At 71.0% G+C, this 21,379-nt stretch carries 21 protein-coding genes; 9 read left to right on the forward strand and 12 right to left on the reverse strand.

Annotated elements, in window-relative coordinates; genetic code table 11:
- Positions 1-146 precede the first annotated feature (146 nt).
- Positions 147-2,990 carry an ATP-binding protein gene (locus ABC271_RS15965; protein WP_412925822.1) on the forward strand — a complete coding sequence of 948 codons (2,844 nt, stop codon included), beginning with the start codon at positions 147-149 and terminating at the stop codon, positions 2,988-2,990.
- Here ABC271_RS15965 and ABC271_RS15970 read toward each other — a convergent pair.
- The 4 genes from ABC271_RS15970 to menC all read right to left on the reverse strand — a co-directional run bounded on the left by ABC271_RS15970 (position 2,987) and on the right by menC (position 7,870).
- A complete protein-coding gene (locus ABC271_RS15970) occupies positions 2,987-3,790 on the reverse strand; it encodes an ABC transporter permease (protein WP_412925823.1) in 804 nt (267 codons plus the stop codon). The genes ABC271_RS15965 and ABC271_RS15970 overlap by 4 nt on opposite strands.
- Positions 3,787-4,797, reverse strand: a complete 1,011-nt coding sequence (locus ABC271_RS15975; RefSeq protein WP_412925824.1) for an ATP-binding cassette domain-containing protein — start codon at positions 4,795-4,797, stop codon at positions 3,787-3,789. Before ABC271_RS15975 ends, ABC271_RS15970 begins: the two co-directional genes overlap by 4 nt.
- A gap of 473 nt (positions 4,798-5,270) precedes the next feature.
- Complete coding sequence (locus ABC271_RS15980) at positions 5,271-6,659, reverse strand: glycine--tRNA ligase (RefSeq protein WP_412925825.1); 1,389 nt, start codon at positions 6,657-6,659, stop codon at positions 5,271-5,273.
- Positions 6,660-6,736: 77 nt separating this feature from the next.
- Positions 6,737-7,870: an o-succinylbenzoate synthase gene (gene menC / locus ABC271_RS15985; protein WP_412925826.1), complete on the reverse strand. Its 1,134-nt coding sequence runs from the start codon at positions 7,868-7,870 to the stop codon at positions 6,737-6,739.
- Positions 7,871-8,112: 242 nt separating this feature from the next.
- Between menC and ABC271_RS15990 the strand changes: the two genes are divergently transcribed.
- Both ABC271_RS15990 and ABC271_RS15995 read left to right on the forward strand, forming a co-directional pair.
- Positions 8,113-8,919 (forward strand): SDR family oxidoreductase, encoded by an 807-nt coding sequence (locus ABC271_RS15990; protein ID WP_412925827.1) that lies wholly within the window; start codon positions 8,113-8,115, stop codon positions 8,917-8,919.
- Between the two features lie 7 nt (positions 8,920-8,926).
- Positions 8,927-9,136: a multidrug transporter gene (locus ABC271_RS15995; RefSeq protein WP_134125877.1), complete on the forward strand. Its 210-nt coding sequence runs from the start codon at positions 8,927-8,929 to the stop codon at positions 9,134-9,136.
- Position 9,137: 1 nt separating this feature from the next.
- Here the strand turns inward: ABC271_RS15995 and ABC271_RS16000 are convergent, their stop codons facing one another.
- The gene (locus tag ABC271_RS16000) at positions 9,138-9,830 is read right to left on the reverse strand and encodes a GNAT family N-acetyltransferase (RefSeq protein ID WP_412925828.1); all 693 of its coding nucleotides are present in this window, start codon (positions 9,828-9,830) and stop codon (positions 9,138-9,140) included.
- 169 nt (positions 9,831-9,999) lie between these two features.
- Entirely contained in the window at positions 10,000-10,881 is an 882-nt protein-coding gene (locus tag ABC271_RS16005; RefSeq protein ID WP_412925829.1) for an SDR family NAD(P)-dependent oxidoreductase, read from the reverse strand.
- A 73-nt stretch (positions 10,882-10,954) separates the two neighbouring features.
- On the opposite strand from ABC271_RS16005, the gene ABC271_RS16010 reads away from it, so the two are divergent.
- A complete protein-coding gene (locus ABC271_RS16010; RefSeq protein ID WP_412925830.1) occupies positions 10,955-11,437 on the forward strand; it encodes a MarR family winged helix-turn-helix transcriptional regulator in 483 nt (160 codons plus the stop codon).
- Between the two features lie 51 nt (positions 11,438-11,488).
- Here ABC271_RS16010 and ABC271_RS16015 read toward each other — a convergent pair whose 3' ends face one another.
- Positions 11,489-12,805 carry an MFS transporter gene (locus ABC271_RS16015; RefSeq protein ID WP_412925831.1) on the reverse strand — a complete coding sequence of 439 codons (1,317 nt, stop codon included), beginning with the start codon at positions 12,803-12,805 and terminating at the stop codon, positions 11,489-11,491.
- Between the two features lie 190 nt (positions 12,806-12,995).
- A complete protein-coding gene (locus ABC271_RS16020; protein ID WP_412925832.1) occupies positions 12,996-13,562 on the reverse strand; it encodes a TetR family transcriptional regulator in 567 nt (188 codons plus the stop codon).
- 85 nt (positions 13,563-13,647) lie between these two features.
- On the opposite strand from ABC271_RS16020, the gene ABC271_RS16025 reads away from it, so the two are divergent.
- The 4 genes from ABC271_RS16025 to ABC271_RS16040 all read left to right on the forward strand — a co-directional run bounded on the left by ABC271_RS16025 (position 13,648) and on the right by ABC271_RS16040 (position 17,511).
- Positions 13,648-14,766 (forward strand): zinc-binding alcohol dehydrogenase family protein, encoded by a 1,119-nt coding sequence (locus ABC271_RS16025; RefSeq protein WP_412925833.1) that lies wholly within the window; start codon positions 13,648-13,650, stop codon positions 14,764-14,766.
- A 71-nt stretch (positions 14,767-14,837) separates the two neighbouring features.
- A complete protein-coding gene (gene purU, locus ABC271_RS16030; protein ID WP_412925834.1) occupies positions 14,838-15,719 on the forward strand; it encodes a formyltetrahydrofolate deformylase in 882 nt (293 codons plus the stop codon).
- 65 nt (positions 15,720-15,784) lie between these two features.
- Positions 15,785-16,309, forward strand: coding sequence for an ArsR/SmtB family transcription factor (locus ABC271_RS16035; RefSeq protein ID WP_412925835.1), 525 nt, complete (start codon positions 15,785-15,787; stop codon positions 16,307-16,309).
- Positions 16,306-17,511 carry an MFS transporter gene (locus tag ABC271_RS16040; protein ID WP_412925836.1) on the forward strand — a complete coding sequence of 402 codons (1,206 nt, stop codon included), beginning with the start codon at positions 16,306-16,308 and terminating at the stop codon, positions 17,509-17,511. Before ABC271_RS16035 ends, ABC271_RS16040 begins: the two co-directional genes overlap by 4 nt.
- Positions 17,512-17,694: 183 nt before the next feature.
- On the opposite strand, the gene ABC271_RS16045 is transcribed toward ABC271_RS16040, so the two are convergent.
- The 4 genes from ABC271_RS16045 to ABC271_RS16060 form a co-directional block, all read right to left on the reverse strand.
- Positions 17,695-18,582, reverse strand: a complete 888-nt coding sequence (locus ABC271_RS16045; protein ID WP_412925837.1) for an FHA domain-containing protein — start codon at positions 18,580-18,582, stop codon at positions 17,695-17,697.
- A 14-nt stretch (positions 18,583-18,596) separates the two neighbouring features.
- Positions 18,597-18,872 carry a hypothetical protein gene (locus ABC271_RS16050; RefSeq protein WP_412925838.1) on the reverse strand — a complete coding sequence of 92 codons (276 nt, stop codon included), beginning with the start codon at positions 18,870-18,872 and terminating at the stop codon, positions 18,597-18,599.
- Between the two features lie 214 nt (positions 18,873-19,086).
- Entirely contained in the window at positions 19,087-19,566 is a 480-nt protein-coding gene (locus ABC271_RS16055; RefSeq protein WP_412926181.1) for a GNAT family N-acetyltransferase, read from the reverse strand.
- Positions 19,567-19,580: 14 nt separating this feature from the next.
- Complete coding sequence (locus ABC271_RS16060; RefSeq protein ID WP_412925839.1) at positions 19,581-19,928, reverse strand: ArsR/SmtB family transcription factor; 348 nt, start codon at positions 19,926-19,928, stop codon at positions 19,581-19,583.
- 90 nt (positions 19,929-20,018) lie between these two features.
- Between ABC271_RS16060 and ABC271_RS16065 the strand changes: the two genes are divergently transcribed.
- Positions 20,019-21,338, forward strand: coding sequence for an NAD(P)-binding domain-containing protein (locus ABC271_RS16065; RefSeq protein WP_412925840.1), 1,320 nt, complete (start codon positions 20,019-20,021; stop codon positions 21,336-21,338).
- Positions 21,339-21,379: the final 41 nt, after the last annotated feature.

Raw genomic sequence — 21,379 nt, forward strand, 5'->3', positions numbered from 1 at the left:
CGCAGCCCGGGCACCACCTTCGGGGAGCCCGGCGGCATTCAGGCGCGCCAAGTTGCACGACGTGGCCGCCCCGTCGACGTTTCGCCGCGACCGAAGCACCGGCCGCAGCCCGGCGCGGCGACGCCCGCGGACCTAGAGTGAACACCGTGCAGGTGAGGTTCTTCGGCGGCCTCTCCGTGTCGTGGGGCGCGGACGAGGGAGCGGTTCCCGGGCGCGGGCAGCAGGCTCTGCTGCTGCGCCTCGCCGTCGACGCCGGAACCACCGTGGGCTACCGCGCGCTCGCCGACGACGTCTGGCCGACCGACGCCCCGGAAGACCCGCGGGCGGCGCTGCAGTCGCTCGCCTCACGCTTGCGGCGGGCGCTTCCCCCCGGCATCCTCGCCTCCGTTCCCGGCGGCTATCGCCTCGACGTGGCACGCAACGACATCGACATCACGCGGTTCCAGGACCTCGTGGCCACCGCGCGCTCGACGGGCGACGTCGCGCTCGCTCGGGAGGCTCTCGACCTGTGGGTCGGCGACCCGTGGATTCCGCACGACGGCTTCGACTGGCTCGTCCGCGACCTGTGGCAGGACCGCGGACACGCCGAACGGCTGGTCGCCGCCGCACCGGCCGCACCCGCGGTGGACTCCCGGCTCGCTCCCGCGGCGATCGTCGGTCTCGTCGGGCGCGCCGAGGAACTGGATGCCATCCGCGAGCGCCTCGCCACCGACCGACTCGTGACCGTGATCGGGCCAGGCGGTGCCGGGAAGACCACGCTCGCGCTCGAGACCGTACGGGCTGCTTCCGACGCCCTCATCGTCGAGCTCGCGCCCGCGACATCCGGCGAGGTATGGGCGGCTCTGTCGGGAGCAGTGGGGCACGGCATCCGGATGAACGAGAATGCGAGTGTCGCACCGGCGACGCCGCGTGAACGAGTGCTCGACGCGGTCGCCGGGCGCGACATCGTCGTGCTGCTCGACAACTGCGAGCATGTGATCCGCGAGGCCGCCGAGGTCGCCCACGAGTTGCTGCTGCGCACACCGGGGCTGCGAATCCTCGCGACCAGCCGCGAGCCTCTCGGAGTGATCGGGGAGGCGTTCGTCGACCTGGGCCCGCTGCCCGAGCTCGACGCCGACGAACTCTTCGCCCGACGCGTGCGCTCCGCGCGCGGCACCCCGCCCTCGCCGGAGGAACGCGCCACGGCCGCGAGCATCGTCCAGCGTCTGGACGGACTGCCCCTCGCGATCGAACTCGCCGCCGCGCGCGCCCGCACCCTCACCCTCGCCGAGATCGACGCCGGGCTCGGCGATCGGTTCGCACTGCTCTCGCACGGTCCGCGCCTGAGCCCCGACCGCCACCGCACGCTCCGGGCCCTGATCGACTGGAGCTGGGACACCCTCACCGATGCCGAGCGGGTGGCCCTGCGCGCATCGTCGGTGTTCCCCGATGGCATCGGCAGCGGCGACGCCGGTCCCGTGGCCGAGGCGTTCGGGGTGGATGCCGCGGTCTTCGACACCCTCGTCGATCGGTCGCTGCTCGTGCGGCGTGATGGCCGCTTCCGCCTGCTGGAGACGGTCCGCGAGTACGGACTCGACCGGCTGCGAGCGGAGGGAACCGAGACCGAGTATCGGGAGCGCGCGGCCGACGTGCTCACCGTTCTCGCGGCGTCACACGAGAACACGATGCGCGGGCCGGGGTTGCGCGCGGGACTCGTGTGGTTCGACGCCAACGAGGAGAACCTGTCGTCGGCGCTGCGCACGCGCGCGGCCTCGCCGGACCGGCGACCCGGACGACGTCTCCTGCGCGCCCTCCTCTGGGCGTGGGCGGTCCGGGAACGCATGGAAGAACTCCGTCCCGCGCTCGCGACGTTCAGCGACCCGGACGCACCGCTCGACGACGAATCGAGCGTTGTGATCGAGGCTCTCGCGCTGTTCTCGGCATCCTTCTCCGGGGTGGGGCTGGCGTCGACGTACGATCCCGTGGCCTTCGCAACGCGCCGCGCGCAGCTGGCGGAGGCCGCACGTCGGCATCCGTCCGAAGTGTCGGTGCTCGCCGGGCCGCTCCTCGGTCTCGCCGCGTCTGTGCTCGAGGCCGCCGAGAACGGTGTTCAACGTCCATGGCGCTTCGACATCTCGGAAGACGAGATCACGGCCGCACCCCCGTGGTCACGCGCGATGTTCCATGTCATGCGCGCGGGGGCCGCGGTGAACGCGGGCGACCCGGGCGTCCTCGGAACCGAAAGCGAGAAGGCGCTGCGCCTGTTCACCGAGGTCGGCGACCCGTGGGGGACGGGAATCTCCAGCCAGCTCCGGTCGGAGTGGCTCACGCTCTCCGGCCGCCTGGAAGAGGCGCTCAAGGTGACCGACGACGGCCTCGAGGTCGTGGCGGGCATGACGTCGATGTCCGACCTCCTTCAGCAGCGGGCCCAGGGTGTCGGCATCCTGCTCCGGCTCGACCGGCTCGCCGAGGCACGGGCCCGCGCCTCCGACATGGAGTCGATCGCCGTGGCGGACGGCTCGGCGCGAGCACTGACCCAGGCTCGCATGGCGTCGGCGCAGGTCGAGATCGCGGCGGGCGACGGGGAGGCTGCCCTGCGCCAGGTCGCGCAGATCTCCGTCGAAGCCGCGTTCCCCGAGCAGGTCGTGGCCTGGTGCACCGCGTTGCGCGCCGAGGCGCTGCTGCTTCTCGACCGGCCCGACGAGGCTCGTACGGCGTTGCGCGAGGCGCTGCCCCAGGCCGCGAGGGCACGTGATCACCCCGTGGTCGCGACGGTACTCGTCGCCGTCGCCGGGTGGAACGCCACCGCGCGACGCTTCGACATCGCCCGCGAGGCGCTCGCGCGTGCGGAGGCCATCCGCGGGGCGGACGACGAGCTGGATCCGTTCCGGCGCTGGGTCGGGGAACGCCTCGGCGCGGACACCGGGGAAGTTCCGGCATCCGCGCCCGGCATCGCTCCCGCCCTCCTGGGCGTCGTGGATGCCGACGTGCTCACGGCCCTGCTCGACTAGGCCTTCCGCATGTAGGCGCGGACGGTCAGCGGGGCGAAGACCGCCACGATCACGGCCGCACCGACGAGCGACAGGACCGCGTCGGAACCGAGCGTGCCCGCGTTGACGAGATCGCGGACGGCTGTGACGAGGTGCGACACCGGGTTGATGTCGACGAACCACTGCAGCCACGACGGCATGGTGTTCGACGGGACGAACGCGTTCGAGAGGAACGTCAACGGGAACAGGATCAGGATCGACACGCCCTGCACGCTCGACGCGGTCCGGGCGATGACGCCGAAGAACGCGAAGATCCAGCTGATCGCCCACGAGCAGACGATGACCAGGATGCCGGCGAGCACCACGGCACCGAGGCCCCCCGCGGGCCGGAAGCCCATGATGAACCCCATCGTGAAGGTCAGCGTCGTGGCGATCGCATACCGCACGGTGTCGGCCAGCAGCGCTCCCGAGAGCGGGGCGATGCGGGCGATCGGCAGCGACCGGAACCGGTCGAACACGCCCTTGTCCATGTCCTCGCGCAGCTGCACGCCCGTCACGACCGAGGTCGTGATGACGGTCTGGACGAGGATGCCGGGGATGATGATCGGCAGATAGCTCGCGACGTCGCCGGCGATCGCGCCGCCGAAGATGTACGTGAACATCAGGGTGAACAGGATCGGCTGGACCGTCACGTCGATGAGCTGCTCGGGCGTGCGACGGATCTTCAGCAGGCCGCGCCAGGCCATGGTCAGGGTGTTGCGGAACGTCTGACCGAGCCCCGCGGTACGGGGCAGGTCGCGCTCGAGAGTCAGGGCGGTCATGCGCGGACTCCTTCCAGGTCGGTGGCGCTCTCGCGCGCCGCATCGTCGTCGGCCGGCACTCCGCTGCCGGTGAGGGTGAGGAAGACCTCGTCGAGGGTGGGCTGCTGCACACTGAACTCGCTCAGGTGCACGCCCGCGTCGCGGAAGGCCACGAGCAGATCGGTGACCTGGTCGGGGTCGGACATCGGCACCGTGAGGCGCGCCGCCTCCGGAGACACGATGGCCGTGGCATCCAGGACCCGTCCGATCGTCGCGCGGGCGACCTCGAGGTCGGAACCGGGCTGCAGGCGCAGCACGAGCGACGCCTGACCCACGGATGCCTTGAGCTCGAGCGCCGTGCCCTCGGCGACGACGCGTCCGCGGTCGATGACGGCGATACGGTCGGCGAGCTGGTCGGCCTCGTCGAGGTACTGCGTGGTGAGCACCACCGTGGAACCGGTCGCGACGAGGCGACGGATCGTGTCCCACATCTGCCCGCGGGTGCGGGGGTCGAGGCCCGTGGTCGGCTCGTCGAGGAAGATGAGCGGCGGCTGGGCGATGAGGGATGCCGCGAGGTCGAGGCGACGGCGCATGCCGCCGGAGAACTTCGCGAGCGGCCGGGACGCCGCCTCGGTGAGGCCGAACTCCTCCAGCAGCTCCGTCGACTTGCGGCGGGCGTCGGCACGCGACAGCCCGAGCAGGCGAGCGAAGATGATGAGGTTCTCGGTGGCGGACAGCTTCTCGTCGACCGACGCGAACTGCCCCGTGAGGCCGATGAGCTGCCGCACGATGTGCGCGTCCTTCACGACGTCGTGGCCGAAGATCTCGGCCCGTCCGCCGTCGGGACGCAGGAGCGTCGTCAGCATGCTGATGGTGGTGGTCTTGCCGGCACCGTTGGGGCCGAGGACGCCGTAGACGGTCCCGGCTTCGACGACGAGGTCAACGCCGTCGACGGCCCTGTTCGAGCCGAACGTCTTGACGAGCCCTTCGGCTCGCACCGCGGGAACGCGGGTGGATGAAGTGGTCATGACGACAGGATTCGCCGGGCGTCCTGTCGCACCGCTGTCACGGCGGGGGTGGTGCTGTCACGGCGCTGTCACGCCGTGTGTGTCGCCGTGTGTGCCGCGTCCGGTCGCGCCAAGTTGCACGACTCAGCTCCCTGAGCGACGGATTGCCGCGACCCAAGAGCGCGACACCCTGGATGCCGCGGGCTCGAGTCCGTGGCATCCGCGGGGCCGAGTCCGTGGCATCCGCGGGGCCGAGTCCCGTGGCATCCGCGGGGCCGAGTCCCGTGGCATCCGCGTGGCCGAGGTCGCGTGGCATCGGCGGGGCCGAGTCCGTGGCATCGGCGGGGCCTCGGTCGCCGAGACTTCATCCCGCCGACAAGTCCCTTGCAGGCTGCAAGGGAGACGTCGGCGCGATGAATTCTCGCGGTCAAGGACACCGGATGGGGGCAGTGCGCGACGGGGCAGGGAGCCGCAGCGACGCCCGGCCGCCCCGGTCAGGCGCCGCGCAGCCGTTCGGCGAGGTAGGCGTGCAGGCCGTCGAGGGGGATTCGCTCCTGACCCATCGTGTCGCGGTCGCGGACGGTCACGGCGTTGTCGTCGAGCGAGTCGAAGTCGATCGTGACGCAGTATGGCGTGCCGATCTCGTCCTGGCGACGGTAGCGGCGACCGATCGCGCCGGCGTCGTCGAAGTCGACGTTCCAGCCGGCCGAGCGCAGCCGGTCAGCGACCTCGCGGGCCAGCGGCGACAGGCGCTCGTTGCGCGACAGCGGCAGCACGGCGGCCTTGACGGGCGCGAGGCGCGGGTCGAGCTTGAGCACCGTGCGGGTGTCACTGCCGCCCTTGGCGTTGGGGACGTCCTCTTCGCGGTAGGCGTCGACGAGGAACGCCATCATCGCGCGCGTGAGACCGAACGACGGCTCGATGACGTACGGGGTGTACTTCTCACCCGAGGCCTGGTCGAAGTACGTCAGGCTCGAGCCCGAGGCATCCGAGTGGCTCTTCAGGTCGTAGTCGGTGCGGTTGGCGACGCCCATGAGCTCGCCCCACTCCTTCCCCGGGAACCCGAAGCGGTACTCGACGTCGATCGTGCCGGCGGAGTAGTGCGCCCGGTCGTCCTCGGGAACGTCGAACCGCTTCATGTTGACCGGGTCGATACCGAGGTCGACGAACCAGTCCCAGCACGCCTCGACCCAGTGCTCGAACCACTCCTGCGCCTCGGCGGGGGGCGTGAAGTACTCGATCTCCATCTGCTCGAACTCGCGCGTGCGGAAGATGAAGTTTCCGGGGGTGATCTCGTTGCGGAACGCCTTGCCGACCTGACCGACGCCGAACGGCGGCTTGCGACGGGATGCCGTGAGCACGTTGGAGAAGTTCACAAAGATGCCCTGCGCCGTCTCGGGGCGCAGGAAGTACAGGCCCGACTCGTCGTCGACGACGCCGAGGTAGGTCTTCACGAGACCGGAGAACGCCTTGGGCTCGGTGTACTGGCCCTTGGTGCCACAGTTGGGGCAGGGGATGTCGGCGAGACCGTTCTCGGCCTTGCGTCCCTTGCGGGCCTCGAAGTCCTCGATGAGGTTGTCGGCGCGGAAGCGCTTGTGGCAGTGCAGACACTCCACGAGCGGGTCGGTGAAGGTGGCGACGTGCCCCGACGCCTCCCACACGCGCTTGGGCAGGATGATGCTGGAGTCGAGCCCCACCATGTCGCCGCGGCCGCGCACGAACGTCTGCCACCACTGACGGCGGATGTTCTCCTTCAGCTCGGTGCCGAGGGGGCCGTAGTCCCACGCCGAACGCGAACCGCCGTAGATCTCACCGGCCTGGAACACGAACCCGCGGTGTCGAGCGAGCGAGATGACCTTGTCGAGGCGGGACTGTTCGGCCACGGTGGCTCCAATGGTCGGGAAAGTTGTGGGTGCGAGCGCGACTGCGCGGCATCCAGTTTATCGAGCGATGCTGCGACTCATCGCGTGATCCGCTCGCGCTGCACCGTGAACGCGTCGAGCGCGGCCTCGTCGATGTCGACGCCGAGGCCCGGGCCGGTGGGCACGCGCACGTGTCCGTCCTCGATGACGGCGGGCACCGTGACGATGTCGCGGTCGTAGAAGCGGGCGGATGCCGAGATGTCGCCGGGCAGCGTGAACCCCGGGAGGGCCGCGAGCGCGGCATTGGCCGCCCGCCCGATGCCCGTCTCGAGCATGCCGCCGCACCATACCGGGATCCCGGCGGCGCGGCACCGGTCGTGGATCGCGAGCGCCTCGAGGTAGCCGCCGACCCGGCCGGCCTTGATGTTGATGATCGCCGCGGCACCGAGCTGCAGGGCGTCGGCGGCGGCCTTGTCCGACACGATCGACTCGTCCAGGCACACGGGGGTACGCAGACGCTTCGCGAGCGTCGCGTGGTCGACGAGGTCGTCCTCCTGCAGCGGCTGCTCGATCAGGAGCAGGTCGAACGCGTCGAGCCGTTCCAGCGTCTCGGCATCCGCGAGGGTGTAGGCGGAGTTGGCATCCACTTGCAGGGGGATGCCGCCGAACGCCGCCCGCACGGCGGCGGTGTCGTCGACGTCGCGCCCGGGCTTGATCTTGATCTTGATGCGGACGTATCCCTCGTCGAGGTACGCAGCCACCGCGTCGACGAGCGCCGCGGGGTCGCGCTGGATCCCGACCGAGACCCCCGAGGGCACGCGGTCCTTCTCGGCGCCGAGGTAGGAACCGAAGCTGCGCCCCTCCGCGCGCAGCGCGGCGTCGATGACGGCGAGCTCGAGTCCGGCCTTGGCCATGCGGTGCCCGACGACGGGGTGGAGGATGCCGGCGACCTCCTCCGGCGTGAACGTGCGGCGTTCGAGCAGGGCCGGCGCGAGGAAGCGGGCGAGGACGTCCCCCGCGCCCTGCGTGTATTCACTGGAGTAGGACGGCTCCGCCTGGGTGACGACTTCGCCCCACCCGGCACCGTCGGCGGTCTCGGCGCGGACGACGATCACCTCGCGCACCGTCTCGGTGCCGAACGACGTCGTGAACGGCGACACCAGCGGGATGTGCAGGACGCGCAGCTCGACGGCATCCAAAGTCACGGGAGCGGCGGAAGTACGGGGCGGCATGACGGCAGGGTATCCGGCGTTGCGCGCCCGGGCTCGCGCCCGCGGCGAGCCGAACTCCGGAGAATTCGACGCTCAGAGCGTCCAGCGGGCCTCCAACGCCCGAGAGCGCCCATTTCTCAGGAGTTCGGCCCGCCACGACGACACCAAGCGCGGCGACGGCACCAAGCCGGCGACCGTAACGCCCTCGCGACCCCGGGGCAAGGGCGGCGCGCGGCGCGCAGGCAGCGCGTAGCGTCATCGGCATGACCGACTTCACTCCCCGCCATGCGATCGTCACCGGTTCGGACTCGGGCATCGGAGCGGCCACCGCGCTCGCGCTCGCCGAGGCCGGCATGGATGTCGCCGTGACCTATCACAGCGACAAGGACGGCGCCGAGTCGACCGCCGCGGGCGTCCGTGCCCGCGGAGGTCGCGCGATCGTCGCGCAGTTCGACGCCACCGACTTCGATTCCGTCCCTCGCGTCGTGGATGCGATCGCCGACGACCTCGGAGGCCTCGACGTCTTCGTCAACAACGCCGGCGGCGGCATCGGCGGACCGTTCCTCGACCTCGACCTCGACACCTGGCGCACCGACATCGCACTCAATCTCGACGGCGCCTTCCTCGCCCTGCACACCGCCGCGCGACGCATGGTGAAGGCCGGCAACGGCGGTCGTCTCATCGCCGTTTCGAGCGTGCACGAGCACCAGCCGCGCGTCGGCTCGGCGCCCTACGTCGCCGCCAAGCACGGCCTCGGTGGGCTCATCAAGACCATGGCGCTCGAGCTCGGGCAGTACGGCATCACCGCGAACGCCGTCGCGCCGGGCGAGATCGCCACGCCCATCAACAACATGGATGCCGAGGATGCCGACCGCATCCACCGTCCCGGCATCCCGCTCGGGCGCCCCGGCAAGCCGGACGAGGTCGCCGACGTCATCCGCTTCCTGGCCTCGCCGTCCAGCTCGTACGTGACGGGAGCGAGCTGGGTGGTCGACGGCGGAATGCTGCAGATGGGCCCGCAGGCCGGGTCGCACATGGAGTCGGACGCGTGGCGTTCGGCCGGAGAGTGAGGGCGCGATGAGCGACGAGAAGAGCTTCGAAGAGAACCGCCACGATCAGCTGACGAGCGCCCCGAAGGCGACGGAGGAGGATGCCGCTCCCCGCTTCGACGTCACGAAGCGCGACGGCGTCACCCGCATCGACGTGCGTGACGATGCCGCCGTGCGTCCGGGTCCCGGTCAGGGCGACCCCGCCGCGGAGAAGGACGAACCCGTCTCGGGCGACTGAGTCAGACGAGCAGGTACCCACGCCGGTCGATGCCGCCGATGCGGAGACCGGATGCCAGGTACTTCCGCATCTCGTCCCGCACGCGGTACCGCCATTCGGCGGCGGACGCGGGGTCGGTGCGGCGCAGACCCTCGATGTCGTTGGGGATCTCGACGACCGCGCGTACGGCATCCTCCGTCGGGGTCGGGGCGGGCGGCTCCGCAACCGCCCACGACGCCAGCAGCCGGTCGGACTCGTCGCCGCGGTTCACGTCATCGGGCATCTCGCCGTACTGATTGACGAGGTACTCCGTCGCGTGCGCGCCGAGGATCGCAAGGTTGAAGTGCGCATTGCGGCGGATCAGCGGGTCGAACGTCCACGTGATTCTGCCGATGCCCCGCTCGAGCGCCCACTCGCGCTGGTGCGCCTTGAGCTGGCGCCCGAGCCCCCGCCCTTGGTGGCCGGGCAGGATGCCGGTGATGTGCGAGTGCATCGTGCGGTCAGCGGGCGGGCCGAAGAACGCCGCGGACGCGCCGATCATCCGGTCGCCGTCGTAGAGGCCGACGACGTAATTGCCGGAGTGTTCGAGCGCGCGCAGGATGTTGGACGGCATCGTCGCCCGATCGCCGACCCACACGTCGTCGAACAGCCGCGACCCGGCCTCGATGGCCTCCAGGGTGTCGAGCGGGCGGATGTCGATGCCGGTCGTGCTCATGCTCCGAGTCTGGCATCCGCGTCAGCGCGGAAGCACCCCGCTGGCATTGCCACCTCGTCCCACTTCCGGCGGAGCATGTCCCACTTCTTGTCACCTGGAGGCGTCCCCGGCGGCAAGAAGGGGGACAGGGAAGGGATGCCATGAGTCGGCGTGGTCTCTCCCACCCCGACTACCGACCCGGCGAGGTCACGGCGAGCAGGCGTTCCGTCTCCTCCCAGAGCCGTCTCTGCCACGTGGGGTCGTCGCCGGGCGCGGTCGGGACGATCGGCGTGGCTCGACGGACCGTGAAGTAGGAACCGGAAGCCCCCGCGTAGGACGGGTCGAGCGCCGCGGCGACGATGAGGCCTGCTCCTCGACGCGGGTCGCCGATACGAAGCCAGGACAGGACCCGCGCCAACGGCCGGGCGAAGCTCAATTCCCGCCCGAGACCGGTCACGTTGAATCCTGGGTCGACGGCGATGACGGTGACGTCCGAGGGAGCCACGCGGCGCGCGAGCTCGACGCTGAACATGATGTTCAGCAGCTTCGTCTTTCCGTAGATCAGTGAGGACTCCCGCGCGCCGAACGGACTCTCATCGGTCAGGTCCGACGGCAGCGTCAGCTCGCCGTGGCGGCGCGAGGCCTCCGACCCGACGTTGACGATCCTCGCCCCGGGCTTGGCGGCGATCCGCGGGAGCAACGTCCTCGTCAACAGCCACGGCGCGAGGTAGTTCACCGCGACCATCTCGGCGTAACCGTCGGGGGTGACGCGCTGCTCGAATGCGTGGAGTCCGGCGTTGTTGATGAGCACGTCGATGTGCGCGTAGGCGTGGGCGATCCTCTCCCCCGCCGCCCGCACCTCGGCCAAGCGGGTGAGGTCGGCCGACACGACGTCTATCTCGGCGTCGGGAACCGCCGCGAGGATGTGGACGCGAGCACGCTCGGCCCGATTCGCGTCGCGAGCCGGCATCACGATCCGCATCCCCCCTCGCGCGAGCTCGGTCGCGGCGATCAGCCCGAGTCCACTCGTGGCACCGGTGATGACCGCGATGCGCCGGCGGGCACTGTCCATGAGATCGACCTCGCTCCTCGGACCACTCGTTCGATAAAGTGGGTATTTCTCCACTATACAAAGTGATAGGAAAATGTCCACTATCAACGATGCCCCCGGCACCGACGACCGCGAACGGCTCGTCCTGGCCCTCGGCGCCGAGCTGAACGCGCTCATCGGCGCGTCCCGCGCCCTCACCGAGCGCTCCGCCGCCGTGTTCCACCCGGAGCTGCGCCCGGCCGCCTTCCACCTCGCACGGTGGCTCTTCGCCTACGGACCGGCCAAGCCCAGCGTGATCGCGGACGCCGTCGCGATGGATCGCAGCTCGACCAGCGCTCTTCTCGGACGCATGAAATCCCTGGGGTTGGTGGAGAGCCTCCCGGACCCGGCAGACGGTCGAGCGGTCCGCTTGTCCTTGACCGATGACGGCACAGCCCGCGTTCTGGCCGCACTCGATCTGCGCGGCTCGTCGTTCCTCACGCGCCTCGACGGATGGCGGACGGAGGACATCCGCGCCTTCACCGACCTCATGCACGCCTTCAACGCGTCACCCGGCGACGCCGAGCGGGACGACTGACCGGCACGGCCCAGCCGAAAGGCCACGGCGCGGCCCGCGAACACTCCCGCGTCAGCGCGGAAGCACCCCGCCGACGTGACGAATCGTCCGGCCGCGTTCGATGACGATCGCGATCCCACCGACCAGCCACAGCGGCAGCTGGGTGAGGAACGCCCAGCGGAAGGCATCCAGCGAATAGGTGTCGGGGCTGCCCGCGCCCTGGACGTCCATCGCGATACCGATGAACAGGATCGCCAGGAGCGCGGCGAGGAAGCCGCCGCCGTTGACGATGCCGGTCGCGGTGCTCAAGCGGTGGCTCGGAGTGAACGTGCGGGCGTGATCGAACGCGATCATGGACGCCGGTCCGCCGGTCGCCAGCGCGAACATCAACACGATGAGGAGCCACAGCGGAGCGGGGCCGGGCCACGCGGCCACGACGATCCAGACGAGGGCTTGGAAAACGACGGTCGGCAGCACGAGCCAGCGCGAGCGCCGACGCGGGTGCCGACTCGAGAGCGCGCCGATGACAGGACCGCTCACGATGCCGAACAGCACGAACAACGTCATGATGCCCGAGGCGGTCGGGGGCGCGAGTCCCTCGCCCGCGGTCAGGAACGGGAATCCCCACAGCAGCATGAACGCGGTGCCCGCGAACGGCGTGGTGAAGTGCGACCAGAACCCCAGCCGCGTGCCGGGATGGGCCCACGACTCACGGAACCCCTGCCGCAGATCGGGAGCCGAGGTCACGACGCGGATCGCGCCGGTGCGCGTGTCGACCGACAGGTCGACCGGGTCGTCACGCCGCTCGGGGGGACGGTTCCGGATGATCGCGTACGTCAGCACGGCGAACAGCACGCCGAGGCCCGCGACGCTGCCGAACGCGACACTCCAGCTCGTGGCGTGCAGCAGGGCGGCGAGCGGCACGACGGCGACGATCTGGCCCAGCTGTCCGATGATGCCGGTCATCTGCACGAGCACGGGCGCGCGCTGCGCGGGGAACCACGTCGCGATCACACGCAGCACGCTCGGGAAGATCATCGCGTCACCGGCACCGATGAGCACGCGGGCCAGGATGCCGATCCCCACCGCATCCGCGAAGGCCATGACCAGCTGACCCGCCGCCATCAGCACCATGCCGATCGCGATCATAGGACGCGCGCCGTAGCGGTCGAGGAGGAGTCCGACGGGGATCTGCATCGCGCCATAGACGAACAGCTGGATGACGGCGAACAACGACAGCGCCGAGGCATCCGCGTGGAACCGCGTCGCGGCATCCACCCCCACCGCCGACAGCGACGTGCGATTCACGATCGAGACGACGTACGCCAGCACCCCGACCGCCCACAGCGTCCACGTCCGCCAACCGGGGCGTTCGAGGGTGCTGATCACGGCAAGTCCTGGGGAAGAAGGGGGCGGATGCCACGGAAGACGGCATCCACCAGGCTAGTCGCGGGCGCCGACACGGCGGGTCGGTGGGGTCCGTCCGGGTGGGTCGGTGGGGTTCGTGGTGGCCCCGGAGCGGCGCTCGTGGCCCCGGGACCACGGACGGCGCCCCGGATCCCGCGCGGCGCCGATCGCCTCAGGCGTCGCCGAGCGCGCCGGACATGTCGGCGCGGACCGCGGCCAGATGCTGCGTCAGCGGGGTGCCGGGGTCGTCGGCCAGCCACCGCTCGAGCGCGATCTGCAGCAGCTCGACCGCGACACCCGCGACCACGCGCGCGGTCGAGGGATCGACGCCGCGGGCGACGTAGCCATCACGCAGCGCATCGCGGAGGTCGGCCTGCTTCTGCAGGTCGCGCTCGCGGAGGGATGGCTCGGCCCCGATGAAACGCCGCGCGGCCTCCATCTGCGCGCGCCGGGGTTCGAACCGCTCGCCGGCGAGCACGTGGAATCCCCGCCACGCGATCGAGAACGGCGTCGCCCCCGCGGGCGCGGCGGCGACGATCGAGGCGGCGAGCGCGGGAATCTCGTCGTCGCCGAAGAAGACCTCGCGCTTGTCGCTGAAGTGGCGGAAGAACGTGCGCCGGGTCACGCCGGCGCGCTCGACGATGTCGGGCACCGTGGTCGCCTCGAATCCGCGCTCCGCGAAGAGCTCCAGCGCCGCGGCGCGGAGCCGCTCCCGTGTGTCCGGTGCCCACCTGGCCATGTCGATGATCCTAAGTGATGACTCACAGTGTCATCACCTGCGGTACGGTGAAGACACCGAGTGTCATCACGACTGAGAGGCATCCATGCCCGTCCAGAACGCCGCAGTGCTCCCCACCCCGCGCGCACGGCTCGAGGTGATCGCCGCGGACATTCCGCAACCCGCCGCGGACGAGATCCTCGTGCGCGTCCACGCCGTCGCGATCAACCCCGTCGACTGGGTCATCCAGGGCACCAGCCGCGTCACCTACCGGTGGCTGCGGACCCCTGCGGTCCTCGGATCGGACGTGGCAGGAGAGGTCGTCGCGGTCGGATCCGGTGTCACGCGATTCCGGGTCGGGCAGCGCGTGTTCGGCCTTGCCACCGGAACCGACCGCGGGCGCGACCCCCGGCGCGAAGGCGCGTTCCAGGAGTACACCGTCCTGCTCGAACGGCTCGCCGCACCGACGCCCGACGCACTCTCCGACGAGGAGGCCGCAGTCTTCCCCCTCGGCGTGTCCACCGCCGCGTGCGCGCTCTTCCAGCCCGGCCACCTCGGACTCCGGATGCCGATCGACGGCACGCCCACGGGAAACGGGGGCGTGGTGGTGGTGTGGGGCGGATCGACGAGCGTCGGAATGAACGCCGTCCAGCTCGCCCGCGCCGCGGGGTACGACGTCGTCTCGACGGCCTCCCCGCGCAACGCCGCGACCGTGCGCTCCCTCGGCGCCGACACCGTGGTCGACTACAGCTCGGCGAGCGCCGTAGACGACCTCGTCTCCGCGATCGGGGGCCGCCCGGTGGTCGGAGCGGTCGCCCTCGGCGCGGGGTCGACCGACGCCTGTATCGACGTCCTGCGCCGCACCGGCGGTTCGCGGCTGGCGATGGCGAGCACGCCCGTGTCGCTGGCCGACCTGGTCGGGCGACGACGACTGTTCCCCGCGATGCTCCCCGTCTTCGGCCGCATCGGCCTGACCACGGCGCGGTCGACCCTGCGCGCTCGGCGCGCCGGCATCCGAGCCGGATTCGTGTGGGGCAGCAGCCTGCGCGACGACGAGGTGGGCCCGGGGCTGTGGGGCGGGGTCATCCCGCGCGCGCTCGCCGACGGCAATCTCCGACCGATGCCGGAACCGCTTGTCGTGGGTGAGGGGCTCGCCGACATCCAGGGCGCCCTCGATCGTCAGCGCGCCGGAGTCTCGGCATCCAAGCTCGTCGTCCGAGTGTAGGCCTCGGCCGAGTGCCGTGTGCCCGGGCGGGCGTGTCCGTCGTGTTCACTCAGGCACGGCAGAATGGTCCGATGGTCTCCGCGAGTCCCCACCTGCAGCCCGATCACGCGTGCCTCATCGTCCACGGCAGCGACACCCCCGGCATCATCGCCGCGGTCTCGGCTCTCATCGCCCGCCAGGGCGGCAACATCGTCGCCTTCGACCAGTACTCCGACGACCCGCGCGGAGGGGCGTACTTCCAGCGCGTGGTGTTCCACCGGCCCGATCTGGCGGCCGCGCTCCCCGCGATCGAGGCAGACCTCGACGAGACCCTCGGCCGCGGTTTCGAGCTGGAGTGGAAGGTCACCGACCTCTCGACGCCGAAGCGCATGGCGATCCTCGCCTCGAAGCAGGATCACTGCCTGCTCGACCTGCTCTGGCGCCACCGTCGCGGCGACCTGCCGGTGAGCATCCCGATGGTGGTGTCCAACCACACGACCTCCGCGGATGACGTGCGCTCGTTCAACGTGCCGTTCTTCCACGTCCCGTCGACGCCCGGCCCCGACAAGTCGGCATCCGAGGCTCGCATCCTCGAACTCCTCGTCGGCAACGTCGACTTCGTCGTGCTCGCGCGGTACATGCAGATCCTCTCGCCCGAGTTCCTCGAGAAGCTCGGGGTGCCGGTGATCAACATCCACCACTCGTTCCTCCCGGCGTTCATCGGCGCCGAGCCGTACAAGAAGGCGAAGGAGCGCGGCGTCAAGCTCATCGGCGCGACCTCGCACTACGTCACCGGCGACCTCGACGAGGGGCCGATCATCGAGCAGGACACGGTCCGCGTGACGCACGCCGACTCGGCCGCCGAACTGGCCCGCCGTGGCGCCGACGTCGAACGGCAGGTCCTCTCACGCGCCGTCCTGTGGCACGCCGAGGACCGCATCATCCGCCACGGAAACCACACGATCGTCTTCTGAGTCCGCCCGTCGCGACCCCCAAAGAGGCATTTGACGGTCGCGGGGCGGCGCGCCAACATCGACCCATGTCCCGCATCGACGAGCTGCGCGCGACCGCGCACCCCCTCCGACTCCGGATGCTTTCCCTCCTCACCGGCGCCGCGCTGAGCGCCGCCGAAGTCGGTCGAGAACTCGGCGTCTCGCAGGCCGCCGCGAGCTATCACCTGCGTGTGCTCGAGCGAGTGGGACTCATTCGCGTCGTCGAGACCATCCGAGTGCGAGGCGGGGATGCCAAGCGCTACCGCCACGAGTCGTCCTCGCGCCGCGTCGATCCCGCCGCTCCCCCGCCGCCGCGGGCCCCGATCGACGAGGAGGCCCCCTTCGTCGAGGCGATGATCGGCGAGCTGCGGCGGCGAGCACGCCGGCGCGCCGACGGACCCGGTGTCACCGCGGACGCGGAGCTGTGGGTCGATCCCGAGGTCTGGCGGCGGGTCGTGCACCACGTGGCCGAGGCGTCCGCGCTCCTCCACACCGCCGCCCGACCGCCGCGCACCCCGGGAACACGGCCCGTCTCGATGACGGCCGCCCTCTTCCCGCTCGTGCGCCCGTGAGCCCGCGCGGACCGCTCGGTCACGCCCCGTTCCGCTGGCTCCTCGCCGCGCGCACGACGAACATCGTCGGCAATGCGGTCGCCCCGATCGCTCTCGCCTTCGCCGTGCTCGACTTAACCGGCTCGGCCGCCGACCTCGGGCTCGTCGTCGCCGCCCGGTCGATCACGAACGTCGCCATGCTCCTGTTCGGCGGCGTGCTCGCGGACCGGCTGCCCCGCAACGTCGTGCTCGTGGGGACATCGGTCGCGGCCGCGGGGACGCAAGGGGCCGTGGCCGCCCTGGTCATCACCGGCTCGGCGACCGTGCCGGCGCTCGTGATCCTCAGCATCCTGAACGGTGCCGTGTCGGCCGTGAGCCTCCCGGCATCCGCGGCACTCGTGCCCGACACCGTGCCGGCCGAGCAGTTGCGATCCGCGAACGCGCTGCTGCGCCTCGGGTTGAACGGCGGCACGATTCTCGGAGCCTCGGCGGGTGGCATCCTGATCGCCACGTTCGGACCGGGATGGGGTCTGGCGGTGGATGCCATCGCCTTCGCCGCCGCGGCGGCGTTCTTCTCGCGGCTCCGACTGCCGGAACGGGCGCGGAGCGACGGCGAACGGACGTCGATGCTGTCCGACCTGCGCGAGGGGTGGCGTGAGTTCACGAGCCGCTCGTGGGTGTGGATCGTGGTGTTGCAGTTCGCCGTGCTGAACGCCGCGTTCACCGGGTCGGTCGCCGTGCTCGGGCCCGTGGTCGCGGACGAGACGGTCGGCCGAACCGCGTGGGGCTTCGTGATCGGGGCACAGACCGTCGGCTTCGCCGTCGGCGCCGTGATCGCTCTGCGTTGGCGGCCTCGGCGGGCCCTCGGCATCGGTGTCGCCGCGATGGCGTTCGCCGCGGTTCCGGTGGCGACCCTCGCGGCTGCGCCGACCGTCGCCGTCCTGATCGCCGGGTTCGCTCTCGGCGGCTTCGCGACCGAGATCTTCGCGATCGCGTGGGATCAGTCGCTGCAGTCGCACGTTCCGCGGGAGGCGCTCTCCCGCGTCTACTCGTACGACATGGTCGGGTCGTTCGTCGCGGTGCCGCTCGGGGAGGCGGTCGTCGGCCCCGCCGCGCACGTGGTCGGCACGGCCCCGGTCCTGTGGACCTGCGCGGCGCTCATCGTGCTGTCCACGCTGGTCGCCGCCTCGATGCGGAGCGTCTGGCGGGTGCGCGCTGCCTGACCCGGCGCGTTCTTCGCACGCGCGGCGCCCGTTCCGGGCCCCCTGCTCCCGCTCCGGGTTCCTGACGCCGAGACTGCATCCGACCGACATCTCCCTTGCAGCGTGCGGGGGTTTGGTCGGCCGGATGCAGTCTCGCGGGGTCGCGGGGTCGCGGGGTCGCGAGGTCGCGGGGTCGCGAGGGCGTCAATCGGGGTCGGATGCCTTCGACAACGGGCCCGTGCCGCCGCGCGGAGGCTGCTTGCGCTGGCGTGCGAGCTCTCCACCGACGCGGCCGCCGTAGGGGCGGCCGTGATCAGCCCATTCGGCGCGGAAGTACGCCAGGCGCCAGTCGCCGAGCTCGATCCGCGCGCCGGTGCGCAGAATGCGGCCGTTCCCGCGGCGTCCCTCGACCGCGGCTCCGCCACCGCCGACGACGTCGAAGCCGTACAAGACGTACTCGTCGTCGCCCTCGTGCCGGATCTCAGCGTGCACCGGCGCGAGGCCGGCCAGGCGCAGGTCGGCCTCGTCGCCGGACCCGATGACGGTCTTCGTGGGCAGCAGATCGAACTCGCGAGGCGGTCGCCCATCCCAATCGCCGGTGCCGATGGCGAAAATGAGACGCGGTCGCCCCGAGCCCGGGGTGTAGTGCGTCGTGGTGATCCGGCGCCGCACGAACCGGTTCACGGTCGGCACGAGCGGCAGCGGCGTCCCCGGCGGCACGGGGAAGGTGAGCGACTCACCGCCCTTCCGGCGAGTGAGCAGCGGCGCGACCGCCGCGACCGATCCCAGCCGGATATGTGGCGAGCCGGTGACGACCCGCTGCAGAAGGCTGCTCTTGACGTCGCCCAGGTGCAGGATCGGGCCGTCCGGACCCTCCACTCGCACCGAGATGCCGCGCCGAGCGAGCGCGTCGGCGATGGTCGACAGCTCCGCGAGTGTGCGGCGCCCGTTGCCGGGGAGGCGGGACGGATCGTTGACCGTCACCCGCACCTCGGATCCCGCGGCGGTGATCGTGCCTTCGAACCGGGGGAGGGTGGCATCCGCCCCCGCCTCCTGTTCGGAGAAGGCGAGGTCGATGTCGAGGCGCACCATGACGGCGCCTACCCTCAGTTGCCGCGGTACGGGTCGGAACCCGGCGCGGTGTCGTCGCTAGTGGTGACGCGGAGGGTGCCGTTGAGCTTCCACGTCGCGCGCGGGGCGTCGGGGCCGATGTCTCGGGGCACCTCGACGGTCATGTCGACGAATGAGTAGTTGACCGCGGCGCCGCGGCCGGTCAGGTACGACCACATCTCTCGGCCGAGGTCGGTCCAGTCGGTGATCGAGTGCCCTTCGGGGCCGGAGGAGTTGGCGAACGGGTCGGTGGTTGCGGTGGTGTCGGACATCGTCCCTGTCCTTTCTGGTGTTCGGGGGCACCAGGGTCCCACCGGCCGCATTGCGAAACGAGGGATTGCGTTCCCGCTCCCTTTGCGGGATAACCCGCGCGACTTCCCCGCCCCACTCGTCCGCGAGACTTCATCGCGCCGACAAGTCCCTTGCAGATTGCAAGGGAGACGTCAGCGGGATGCAGTCTCGGCGAACCACGGGGGCGAACAGCGCTCAGACCAGGCGCCGCTCGACCAGGATCGTGTCGCGCCACTGCCCCGCCCAGGGGCCGTGTGTCATGAGGGCGATGCGCTCACGCCGTCCGACCCGGCGGAAGCCGGCGCGGTCGTGCAACGCGAGGCTCGCGGTGTTCTCGGGGAAGATGCTCGACTGCACGGTCCAGATGCCGGCCGCGTCGACGGCATCCAGGAATGCCGCCAGCAGTATGGTTCCGACGTGCCGGCCCTGCGCGTCCGGTGAGACGTAGACCGAGTGCTCCACGACGCCGCGATAGACCTCGCGCGCGGAGACTGCGGACGCCGCGACCCAGCCCAGGACCTCGCCCTCGTCCCCGACGGCGACCAGCCGCCCCAGCGAGAGCTTCCCGGCGTCGAACGCCTCCCAGCTCGGAGGTGAAGCCTCGAACGTCGCGTTCCCGGTCTCGATCCCCCACCGGTAGATGTCGAGGACCGCCGGCCAGTCCGCCGCGGTCATCGGACGAACGGCGGTCACGGGCGGAGGGCCAGCGACGCCTGCTCGAGAGCATCGGTCACGACCCGGTAGTACGCCCAGCGACCCCGCTGCTCGCGCGTGGCGAGCCCGGCGTCGACGAGCAGTTTCATGTGATGGGAGACGGTCGGTTGAGAAAGCCCGACGGGCTCGGTGAGGTCGCAGATGCAGGCTTCTCCCTCATCGGATGCCGCGATGAGCGAGAGCAGCCGTACTCGCGTGGGGTCGCCGAGGGCCTTGAAGGTCCGCGCGATCCGCTCCGCCTCCTCGGTTGACAGAGCCCCACCGATGACCGGGGAGCAGCACACCGCGGCGTCGGACGGAAGGAGAGGCAGCGTCGTGGGCATGGGTCGATTCTGGCACGTCACATTGACATTCGTCGATACATCGAGCAATCTCGATCCATCGAGGTCCATCGATACGGAGGAGTGAGGCTGATGGTGAACGAGCTACCCGTCGTGGTGATCGGCGCGGGTCCGCAGGGACTGGCCGCCGCCGCGCACCTGGTGGAGCGCGGGCTTCCGGTGGTCGTGCTGGAAGGCGGTTCGAGCCCGGCGGCAGCGGTCGCCGAGTGGGGTCATGTACGGCTGTTCTCCGAATGGCCCGAGCTCGTCGACACGGCCGCGGCGCGGCTTCTCCAGCGCACGGGGTGGACCGCTCCGACGGCGGGGTACCCGACCGGCAGGCAGTGGATCGACCGCTACCTCGCTCCGCTCGCCGCCGAACTGGGCGACCGCGTGCGATACGACTCCCGCGTCGTGGGCGTCTCGCGCCTCGGCCGCGACCGCCTGGTCGATGCGGGCCGAGCGGACCAGCCGTTCACCGTGCACGTGCGACCGGCCGACGGCGAGGAATGCCGGCTGCAGGCACGCGCCGTCATCGACGCGTCGGGAACATGGTCTTCGCCGAACCCCGCCGGTGCGGACGGCCTGCCGGCGCTCGGCGAGAGGGCCGCGGACGGACTGCTGACCTACCGCATCCCGGACTTCCGCGACCGCGAGGGCTTCGAGGGGAAGCACACCGTCGTGATCGGGTCCGGGCACTCCGCCCTCACGGCGATTCTCGCGCTCGCACGGATGGCCCGCCGCGACCCGAGCACCACGGTGACGTGGGCGCTGCGCCGCGCCACCGCCGGCAACGCCTTCGGCGGCGGCGACGCGGACGAACTCCCCGCACGTGGCGCCCTCGGCATCCGGGCGAAAGAAGTCGTGGATGCCGGACTGGTGTCGCTCACGACGGGCTTCCGCGTCGAACGCGTGAGGGTGGATGCCGGTCGGCCGACGCTGATCGCCGAGGACGGGCGCACGCTCACCGCCGATCGCGTGGTGGTGCTGACGGGGTTCCGCCCTGATCTGTCGTTCCTGTCGGAGCTGCGTCTGGAGTTGGACCCCACGCTGCAGGCTCCCGTGCGCATCGCCGCAGAGATCGACCCGAACGTGCATTCGTGCGGTTCCGTCGCGGCGACCGGCGCGGCCGACCTCGCACAGCCCGAGGCCGACTTCTACCTCGTCGGGGCGAAGTCGTACGGGCGGGCACCGACCTTCCTCGCCCTCACCGGGTACGAGCAGGTGCGGAGCGTCGTGGCAGAGCTCGCCGGCGACCACGAAGCGGCCCGTCGCGTGGAGCTGGCACTCCCCGACACGGGCGTGTGCGGCGGCGCGGGTCTCTTCGATGCGTCCGGCGCCTCGCTGGGCGGCGCGTGCTGCGCCCCTCCGGCGCGGGTATTGCAGATCGGCCGCGCCCCGGCATCCGTCTGACCGATCGACCCGCGAGACTTCATCGCGCCGACAAGTCCCTT

Origin of the sequence: Microbacterium canaveralium (genome assembly GCF_047238045.1) — a bacterium.
In the GTDB taxonomy this organism is placed as follows: domain Bacteria; phylum Actinomycetota; class Actinomycetes; order Actinomycetales; family Microbacteriaceae; genus Microbacterium.

Coding starts and splice junctions, on each gene's coding strand:
- ABC271_RS15970 (WP_412925823.1), bottom strand. CDS start 3,790: ATGACCGCCCTGACTCTCGAGCGCGACCTGCCCCGTACCGCGGGGCTC.
- ABC271_RS15975 (WP_412925824.1), bottom strand. CDS start 4,797: ATGACCACTTCATCCACCCGCGTTCCCGCGGTGCGAGCCGAAGGGCTC.
- menC (WP_412925826.1), bottom strand. CDS start 7,870: ATGCCGCCCCGTACTTCCGCCGCTCCCGTGACTTTGGATGCCGTCGAG.
- ABC271_RS15990 (WP_412925827.1), top strand. CDS start 8,113: ATGACCGACTTCACTCCCCGCCATGCGATCGTCACCGGTTCGGACTCG.
- ABC271_RS15995 (WP_134125877.1), top strand. CDS start 8,927: ATGAGCGACGAGAAGAGCTTCGAAGAGAACCGCCACGATCAGCTGACG.
- ABC271_RS16000 (WP_412925828.1), bottom strand. CDS start 9,830: ATGAGCACGACCGGCATCGACATCCGCCCGCTCGACACCCTGGAGGCC.
- ABC271_RS16005 (WP_412925829.1), bottom strand. CDS start 10,881: ATGGACAGTGCCCGCCGGCGCATCGCGGTCATCACCGGTGCCACGAGT.
- ABC271_RS16010 (WP_412925830.1), top strand. CDS start 10,955: ATGTCCACTATCAACGATGCCCCCGGCACCGACGACCGCGAACGGCTC.
- ABC271_RS16020 (WP_412925832.1), bottom strand. CDS start 13,562: ATGGCCAGGTGGGCACCGGACACACGGGAGCGGCTCCGCGCCGCGGCG.
- ABC271_RS16025 (WP_412925833.1), top strand. CDS start 13,648: ATGCCCGTCCAGAACGCCGCAGTGCTCCCCACCCCGCGCGCACGGCTC.
- purU (WP_412925834.1), top strand. CDS start 14,838: ATGGTCTCCGCGAGTCCCCACCTGCAGCCCGATCACGCGTGCCTCATC.
- ABC271_RS16035 (WP_412925835.1), top strand. CDS start 15,785: ATGTCCCGCATCGACGAGCTGCGCGCGACCGCGCACCCCCTCCGACTC.
- ABC271_RS16045 (WP_412925837.1), bottom strand. CDS start 18,582: ATGGTGCGCCTCGACATCGACCTCGCCTTCTCCGAACAGGAGGCGGGG.
- ABC271_RS16050 (WP_412925838.1), bottom strand. CDS start 18,872: ATGTCCGACACCACCGCAACCACCGACCCGTTCGCCAACTCCTCCGGC.
- ABC271_RS16055 (WP_412926181.1), bottom strand. CDS start 19,566: ATGACCGCGGCGGACTGGCCGGCGGTCCTCGACATCTACCGGTGGGGG.
- ABC271_RS16060 (WP_412925839.1), bottom strand. CDS start 19,928: ATGCCCACGACGCTGCCTCTCCTTCCGTCCGACGCCGCGGTGTGCTGC.
- ABC271_RS16065 (WP_412925840.1), top strand. CDS start 20,019: ATGGTGAACGAGCTACCCGTCGTGGTGATCGGCGCGGGTCCGCAGGGA.